The sequence below is a fragment of the Pseudomonas sp. BF-RE-21 genome, assembly GCF_019947305.1.
GTDB lineage: Bacteria > Pseudomonadota > Gammaproteobacteria > Pseudomonadales > Pseudomonadaceae > Aquipseudomonas > Aquipseudomonas migulae.
Window position 1 is genome coordinate 66,524 of the sequence record NZ_JAGYGF010000027.1, and the last position, 6,686, is coordinate 73,209.

Genomic DNA, 6,686 nt, shown 5'->3' on the forward strand with positions numbered 1-6,686 from the left:
CCTACAAAGCCCCATCCTGTAGGAGCGAGGCTTGCCCGCGAAGACGTCAGCTCAATCACCGCCAATACTGGCCAATGCCACCCGCAACCGCCCCGCACTCGCCCGCGGGCAATTCAACTGCACCCGCTCCAACCCCAGCCAATCCGCCATTCGCCGCAAATTCACCGCCAACGCCAGCATCCCTTCCTCATCCAGCCCCGGCTCTTCCTCATGCACGGCATGCACCGCCAACCGCCCCAACGCCCGCTCCGCACGCAAATCCACCCGCGCAGCAATCCGCTCGTTGTATAAAAACGGCAACACGTAATAGCCGTAGACCCGCTTGTCCGGCGGCGTATAAATCTCCAGCCGATAGCGAAAATCGAACAAACGCTCGGTACGACTGCGCTCCCAGATCAGCGAATCGAAGGGTGACAGCAAAGCACTGGCCTCGACCTTGCGCGGCACTTTCGGCTCTGGCAAACAAAAGCCCGGTTGCCGCCAGCCCTGCACTTCACAGCTCAGCAGCTCCCCGGCCTCCACCAATTCCGCAAGGCGCGGACGCGCATCACCCGGGCTGAGCCGGAAGTAATCGCGCAGGTCCTTTTCCGTCGCCACACCCAAGGCATTCGCGGCGTGCAACAGCAGCCCGCGCTGGGCCTCGTCCTCCGCGAGCAACGGCTGCTGCAGAATCGCCGCAGGAATCACCCGCTCGGGCAAATCATAGAGCCGCTCGAACCCTCGCCGCCCGGCCACGGTCACTTCCCCGGCGGCGAACAACCATTCCAGCGCATGCTTTTCCGCGCTCCAGTCCCACCACGGCCCTGCCCGCTCCTGACGGGTCGAAAGGCTGCCGGCGCCCAGTGCGCCGAGCTCTTCAACCGAGGCCAGCACCCGCCGGACAGTGTCCTGTTGCTCACGCCCGAAACGTGCCAGTTGCTGATAGATATCTTCGCCACGACTCGCGCGCTGCATGCGCCAGCGCATCAACGGGTACATCGACAGCGGCAGCAACGAGGCTTCATGACCCCAGTATTCGAACAGCGTGCGTCGCCGGCCCGAACTCCAGGCAGCCTGGTCGAGCAAGTCGGATGAGTAATTGCCGAGGCGGGAAAACAAAGGAAGGTAGTGCGAACGCACCAACGCATTGACCGAATCGATCTGCAAGATGCCCAGCCGCTCGATCAGGCGATTGAGCTGCACCGCTTTGATCGCCGCTGGCGGCTGGCGCCCGTTGAACCCTTGGGCGGCCAGCGCCAGGCGTCGAGCCTGTTTGATGGAAAAGGACAGCGTTGCGGGCATGAGCATCTCCTTGTCTGCTCGCAAACTACCTCACCGGGAGACGGTTTGTGTAGTTGTGGCTTACTCATTTGTGCATCGGGTCATCCCAGAATGGGCGGACGGTTTCGTGCTCGACATCCGCACGACTGAGCCCGATGTCCTTCAACGCTTCGTCGCTCATGCCCGCCAACAACTCGCGTTCACGGTGCAATTCGTACCAGCGACTGATCTTGTGCAGTAAATCCGAGACGACGTGGATGGAATGTTTCTCTACCTCGACATAACCTTTTTGACCTTTCATCTTGTTGCCCTCCGTTTGGGATGGCTCAAGTGTCACGCCAGAGCTAAGATCAATCCAACGAATGTTTCTTATGCAATACATCTCGGAGATTGATGTATGTCCGCCTTCCCAAGTATCGACACCGAAGTGCTGCGCACCTTTGTGGCCATCGCCGATCAGGGTGGTTTCACCCGCGCAGGGGAGCTGGTCAACCGCACGCAATCCGCCGTCAGCATGCAAATGAAGCGGCTGGAAGAGGACGTGTTGCAGCGCCAACTGTTCCAGCGCGACGGCCGCCAGGTGCGGCTGACCGCTGAAGGCCAGGTGCTGCTGGGTTACGCCCGGCGCATCCTCAAGTTGCACAGCGAGGTGTTCAACACCCTGCGCGAACCGCACATGGTCGGCACGGTGCGGATCGGCACGCCGGACGATTACGTGATGCGTTTTCTGCCGGGGATTCTGCGGCGATTCGCCCAGTCATATCCGCTGATCCAGATCGAGGTGCACTGCGAATCATCAAAACAATTGCTGCTACGCCAGGATCTGGATTTATCCATCGTTACCCGCGAGCCGGGCAACGAGATCGGCCAGTTGCTGCGCAAGGAACGTTTCGTCTGGGCCGAGGCACAATGCTACAGCGCCCACGAGCAGACACCGTTGCCGCTGGCGATGTTCAACAGTGATTGTTTCTGCAGGCTGTGGGCCTGCAATGCGCTGGACGCAATGGGTCGCGACTACCGCGTTGCCTACAACAGCTCGAGCCTGTCGGCGATCATGGCGGTGGTCAGCGCCGGCCTGGCCGTCACCGCACAACTGGAAAGCCTGATCACCCCGGACATGCGCATTCTCGGTGACGCCGAAGACCTGCCCTTGCTGCCTGAAGCAAGCATCATGCTGGTGCGCAACCTGCACAATCCGTCACCGATTACCGAATGCCTGGCCGAGCACATCGTCGACGGCTTCAAACTTTAAACGCGAGCATCACCGCGCACAGCACCAGGAAGCCACAGAACAACCCGCGCAGGAGGCGCTCCGGCATGGCATGGGCGATCTTCACGCCCCAACTGATGCTCAGCAGTCCACCCACGGCCAACGGCACGCCGATCATCCAGTCCACTTGATGATGCACGGCATAGGTGACCAGCGTGACGCCCGTGCTGGGTAATGCCAGTGCCAGCGACAACCCTTGGGCCACCACCTGGCTGGTGCCGAACAGGCTGGTCAGCACCGGCGTTGCCACCACCGCCCCGCCCACGCCAAACAATCCGCCCATGGTCCCGGACGCCGCACCGAGCACACCCAGCCATGGCCAGGCGTAATTCATCTGCGAAGAAGCCGGCGCATTGGCGTAGAACATTCGCAGCAGGTTGTAGGCCGACAGCGCGATCAGGAAGGCGACAAATCCGATGCGCATGGTTTGCGCATCAATGCCCACCGCCCAGATGGAGCCGGCCCAGGCAAAGCAAAACCCCATCGAGGCCAGCGGCAGCGCGTGACGCATTTCGATTTTGTTGCGCTGGTGATAACGCCATAGCGCCAGCATCACGTTAGGGACGACCATCACCAGCGCGGTGCCCTGGGCAATTTGCTGATCAAGACCGAACAACACGCCGAGCAACGGAATCGCGATCAGACCGCCGCCAATGCCAAACAAGCCGCCGAGGGTTCCCAGGGCTGCGCCAAATACCAGGTACATCAAAAACTCGATCACGGCCGATTTCCTTTTATCTCAGGCCATTCATCCTACGCAGTCGGCGCTGGCGGGGAAACGCACAGCAACGCACAATGGCTGTGCCAACTTCGCACAAGCATTAATACGCCATGAACCCTAATCAATTGACCGAACAACTCGGCCTGTTCCTCGACGTGCTGGAAACCGGCAGCTTTTCCGCCGCCTCTCGCCGTCATCCACTGACCCCTTCGGCCGTGGCGCGGCGCATCGATAGCCTGGAAAGCGCGGTCGGCAGCCAGTTATTCATTCGCAGCACCCATGCCGTCCGCGCGACCCCGGCCGGCGTGGCGTTTGCCGAGCGTGCGCGGCGGATCGTGGCGGAATTGCAACTGGCCCGCGCCGAGGCAGTGTCCCTGAGCAGCGCGCCGGAAGGCTTGATCCGGATCGACGCGCCGGCCGCGTTCGGCCGACGGCATCTGGCGCCGGTGATCGCTGATTTTCTGATGCTGTACCCCGGCCTCGACGTGCAACTGCACCTGATCGACAGTTTTGTCGACATGCAGGGTTTGAATCTGGGCAAGGTCGATCTGGTGCTGCGTGCCGGGCAAATGGCCGATACCCGACTGGTGGCCACGCCGCTGGCGAGCATGGTGCGCATCGCCTGCGCCAGCCCCGCATACCTGCAACGCCGTGGCGTGCCGACCGACCCGGCGCAGTTGAGTGATCACGACGGCCTCGACTGGGATGGCCTGGCGCCGCCATATGCCTGGCGTTTCGAGCAAAACGCAGAAATGCATTTGCATCGTCCCGGGCGCATCCGCATGAGCGCCAACAATGCCGAGGCGCTGGTCTGCGGTGCGCTGGCCGGGCTCGGTATCGCGCACTTGCCGACCTGGCTGACCAGCGAATACCTGTTGCGCGGCGAACTGCTGCCGCTGTTCTGTGAACACGGCCTGCCACCGCCGGAAACCACCGGCATCTATGCGTTGCGTCTGGAACAGCAACCCAACCCGAGAAGTCGTTTATTGCTGGAGTACCTGAAAGTCCGCTTCAGCCCTGTCCCGCCATGGGATCTGGCGCTGCGAACCAATCTGGACCGGCACTAGGTCAAAATTATCTGGCGCATTAAAGATTCGCCCGCTAGATTCATGAAGATCACTGATCAAGGCTTTGAGATGAACACCGAACGCGACACCACGGATAACTGCGACGACCTGCTGCTGGACAACCAGGCCTGCTTCGCCCTGCATTCCACTTCACTGCTGATGACCAAGGTCTACAAGCCACTGCTGCAAGCGCTGGGCCTGACCTATCCGCAGTACCTGGCGATGATGGTGTTGTGGGAACGGGACGGTTTGACCGTAGGCGAAATCAGCACGCGCTTGCTGACCGATCCCGGCTCGTTGACCCCATTGCTCAAGCGCCTGGAAGTCGAAGGCTTGCTCAGCCGCACTCGCAGCCGCGAGGACGAGCGAGTGGTGATTGTCGAGCTGACTGAACAGGGCCGCGCGTTGCGGGACAAGGCGCGCGGCGTGCCCCAGTGCATCCTCGGCGCCAGCGGCATGACGCTTGAGCGCTTGCAAAAACTGCAAGCGGAGCTGCAAGTGCTGCGCAGTAATCTGCAGGACAGCCTTTAAGCGATCACCTGATAGATCGCGTTATCGTTCTTCGCGGGCAAGCCTCGCTCCTACAGGTCATGTGCGGTCTGTAGGAGCGAGGCTTGCCCGCGAAAGCATCCTCGACGCCACAAAAAAATTCCTGCCTGTTACTCCCACACCAAAGCCTCTACATCAAGCCTCTCCCCGCCGAATGCATACCCTGCGCATGCTTTCAGGGAAACTTTTTTAAAAATTTATCTTGCGCGCTAAATATTAGCGCGATACATTCATCTCGCACTTACTTAGCGCACAAACATTTAGCGCAAATCATCCAAACCTGAAACGAGGCCTACATCATGCAAACTCTCTACACCGCAATCGCAACCTCCACTGGCGGCCGTGACGGTCGTGCGGTTTCCAGCGACAACATCCTCGACGTCAAACTCGCGACCCCGAAAGAACTCGGCGGTGCTGGCGGCGCGGCCACCAACCCGGAACAACTGTTCGCTGCCGGTTACTCGGCCTGCTTCATCGGCGCGCTGAAATTCGTTGCCAGCCAGACCAAACGCAGCATCCCGGCCGACGCCTCGATCACTGCCCACGTCGGCATCGGCCAGATTCCTGGCGGCTTCGGTCTGGACATCGACCTGCACATCAGCCTGCCGGGTCTTGAACAAGCCGATGCGCAAACCCTGGTCGACGCGGCCCACCAGGTCTGCCCGTACTCCAACGCCACCCGCGGCAACGTCGAAGTGCGCCTGCACGTGACTGTCTAACCGTCGACTCCAAGACCGAACAGGAAACCAACATGAACACTTTCAGCAAAGTCTTGACCGGTACCCTTCTCGCCCTGTCCATCCACAGCGCATTCGCGGGCGACGGGGTTGAACACAACACCCAGGCGTTCCTCGATGTCCTGAATGCCGGCACCGGCAAACCGATGGAACAGCTTTCACCGAAAGATGCCCGGGCCATTTTGGTCGGCGCGCAAGCCGGGGTGAAACTGACGCTGCCAAAAGCGGACGTCAGCCAGAAGACCATTCAAGTCGACGGCCAACCGCTCAGCCTGACCATCGTCCGGCCGGCCGGGGTCAAAGGCGAGCTGCCGGTGTTCATGTTCTTCCACGGCGGCGGCTGGGTGCTGGGGGACTTCCCGACCCACGAGCGGCTGGTTCGGGATCTGGTCACGGGTTCGGGGGCAGCGGCGGTGTTCGTCAACTACACCCCTTCGCCGGAAGCGCATTACCCGGTGGCGATCAACCAGGCTTACGCGGCCACTAAATGGGTGGCCGAGCACGGCAAAGAGATCAACGTCGATGGCAAGCGACTGGCCGTGGCCGGTAACAGTGTCGGTGGCAACATGGCGGCCGTGGTTGCGCTGATGGCCAAAGACAAAGGCACCCCGGCGATCAAGTTCCAGGTGCTGTTGTGGCCGGTGACCGATGCGAGCTTTGAAACGGCGTCTTACAACCAGTTTGCCGAAGGGCACTTCCTCACTAAAAACATGATGAAGTGGTTCTGGGACAACTACACCACCGACGCCAAGCAACGTAACGAGATCTACGCTTCACCGCTGCGGGCGACCACCGCACAACTCAAGGGCTTGCCACCTGCGCTGGTGCAGACGGCCGGGGCTGATGTGCTGCGCGATGAGGGTGAAGCCTATGCGCGCAAACTGGATGAGGCCGGTGTGCCGGTCACGGCGGTGCGTTACAACGGCATGATTCACGATTATGGTTTGCTGAATGTGGTGAGCCAGGTGCCGGCGGTTCGCTCCGCAATGCTGCAAGCGTCCGAAGAACTGAAGCAACACCTGAAGAAGTAACACCGCCCCCCCCTGTAGGAGCCGGCTTGCCGGCGATGGCGTCCTCAAGAT

At 60.9% G+C, this 6,686-nt stretch carries 8 protein-coding genes; 5 read left to right on the forward strand and 3 right to left on the reverse strand.

The window, feature by feature from the left end; all coding sequences use genetic code 11:
• Window positions 1-51: 51 nt before the first annotated feature.
• Window positions 52-1,281, reverse strand: a complete 1,230-nt coding sequence (locus KGB25_RS18220; RefSeq protein ID WP_223436124.1) for a winged helix-turn-helix domain-containing protein — start codon at window positions 1,279-1,281, stop codon at window positions 52-54.
• Between the two features lie 64 nt (window positions 1,282-1,345).
• On the reverse strand, window positions 1,346-1,561 hold the full coding sequence (locus tag KGB25_RS18225) for a DUF1127 domain-containing protein (RefSeq protein WP_008031420.1): 216 nt from the start codon (window positions 1,559-1,561) through the stop codon (window positions 1,346-1,348).
• Window positions 1,562-1,657: 96 nt separating this feature from the next.
• Here KGB25_RS18225 and KGB25_RS18230 point away from each other — a divergent pair, with 96 nt between their 5' ends.
• Window positions 1,658-2,512: a LysR substrate-binding domain-containing protein gene (locus KGB25_RS18230; protein ID WP_008031417.1), complete on the forward strand. Its 855-nt coding sequence runs from the start codon at window positions 1,658-1,660 to the stop codon at window positions 2,510-2,512.
• Here the strand turns inward: KGB25_RS18230 and KGB25_RS18235 are convergent.
• Entirely contained in the window at window positions 2,502-3,251 is a 750-nt protein-coding gene (locus tag KGB25_RS18235; RefSeq protein WP_032832543.1) for a sulfite exporter TauE/SafE family protein, read from the reverse strand. The two genes, KGB25_RS18230 and KGB25_RS18235, sit on opposite strands and share 11 nt — an antisense overlap.
• Before the next feature lie 110 nt (window positions 3,252-3,361).
• Between KGB25_RS18235 and KGB25_RS18240 the strand changes: the two genes are divergently transcribed.
• From KGB25_RS18240 to KGB25_RS18255, 4 genes are all read left to right on the forward strand, one after another.
• Entirely contained in the window at window positions 3,362-4,318 is a 957-nt protein-coding gene (locus tag KGB25_RS18240; RefSeq protein ID WP_223436126.1) for a LysR family transcriptional regulator, read from the forward strand.
• A gap of 69 nt (window positions 4,319-4,387) precedes the next feature.
• Complete coding sequence (locus KGB25_RS18245; RefSeq protein ID WP_008031411.1) at window positions 4,388-4,849, forward strand: MarR family winged helix-turn-helix transcriptional regulator; 462 nt, start codon at window positions 4,388-4,390, stop codon at window positions 4,847-4,849.
• 317 nt (window positions 4,850-5,166) lie between these two features.
• The gene (locus KGB25_RS18250) at window positions 5,167-5,586 is read left to right on the forward strand and encodes an organic hydroperoxide resistance protein (protein ID WP_008031409.1); all 420 of its coding nucleotides are present in this window, start codon (window positions 5,167-5,169) and stop codon (window positions 5,584-5,586) included.
• A 32-nt stretch (window positions 5,587-5,618) separates the two neighbouring features.
• Entirely contained in the window at window positions 5,619-6,635 is a 1,017-nt protein-coding gene (locus KGB25_RS18255; RefSeq protein WP_008031407.1) for an alpha/beta hydrolase, read from the forward strand.
• Window positions 6,636-6,686: the final 51 nt, after the last annotated feature.